1 protein-coding gene is annotated in these 1,165 nt (G+C 51.6%); it reads left to right on the top strand.

Translation table 11 applies throughout. The features are described 5' to 3' along the window. Positions 1-109: 109 nt before the first annotated feature. Positions 110-1,141: an IS630-like element ISAhy2 family transposase gene (locus tag ACOTYN_RS26360; protein ID WP_001809438.1), complete on the top strand. Its 1,032-nt coding sequence runs from the start codon at positions 110-112 to the stop codon at positions 1,139-1,141. Positions 1,142-1,165 lie beyond the last annotated feature (24 nt).

The raw sequence follows: 1,165 nt of genomic DNA, 5'->3' as shown, positions 1-1,165 counted from the left end.
CTAAATAGCTGTTCCGAATAGTAGATCACCGGAGGAAGGGAACTCAGTCCAGTTTGTGCGATCTGATTAGTCGCTAAACAAAACAAGCCACACCCAAAGGACTGAGTTGATGCCTATCCTACCACCTCTGCCACGACCACAACGGCGCCGCATTCACAAAATCATCCATGCCACCCGTGATAAAGGACATGCTCGTCGCTTGATGGCCATCTTGCTGTTACATGAAGGACGCACGATCACCGATGTTCATCACCTTACCGGCGCTGCGCGCTCGACCATCGGTCGTTGGCTTCGGTGGTATCGAGATGAAGGCATAGATGCGCTAGAAGCCTTACCGGCTGGCCGTGCCCCAGTCTTACCTATCGCCAAGATTGTCACCTTACTGGTGCTGCTCATGCAGTTTTCTCCGCAAGATTTTGGTTATCAGCGCAGCCGTTGGTGTACTGAACTATTGGCTATAAAAATCAATCGGTTAACAGGGCTCAATGTGGCAGCCTCCACGCTCCGCCGATGGTTACCTCGTATGGGCATTGTCTGGCGCAGGCCCGTGCCGACCTTGCGGATAAAAGACCCAGCCTATCAGGAAAAAATGGCGAATATCGACGCCGCGCTGGCCCGCTGTGATGCCGATAATCCGGTGTTTTATGAGGATGAAGTCGATATAGACCTCAATCCCAAATTAGGAGCCGACTGGATGTTCAGAGCGCAGCAAAAGCGGGTTGTCACACCGGGGCAGAATGCCAAGCATTATCTGGCAGGCGTTCTCCACGCAGGCAACGGAAGGGTACTTTACGTCAGCGGGATCAAGAAAAACTCATCGCTGTTTATTGCCATGCTGGAAAAGCTGCGCCACCACTACCGACGAGCCAAAACCATCACGTTGATCCTCGATAACTACATCATTCACAAAAGCAAACAGACCGAGCGATGGTTGAAGAAGAATCCCAAGTTCTGCCTGGTGTTCCAGCCAGTTTACAGCCCTTGGGTTAATCACATAGAACGGCTATGGCACAAGTTACATGAAACCATCACGCGCAATCATCAATGCAGAGGGATGGCAAACCTGCTGGCCCGAGTGAAACACTTCATGGATACCGTGTCTCCTTTCCCGGGGAATGGCTATGGCACAGCGAAGGTGTAGCACTATTGGGATCAGTTATTTAGC

Origin of the sequence: Enterobacter cloacae complex sp. IR5458 (assembly GCF_049238025.1) — a bacterium.
In the GTDB taxonomy this organism is placed as follows: Bacteria; Pseudomonadota; Gammaproteobacteria; order Enterobacterales; family Enterobacteriaceae; genus Enterobacter; species Enterobacter kobei.
Note: the sequence above shows the minus strand (reverse complement) of the source record. Positions and strands in the feature narration are given on the sequence as shown.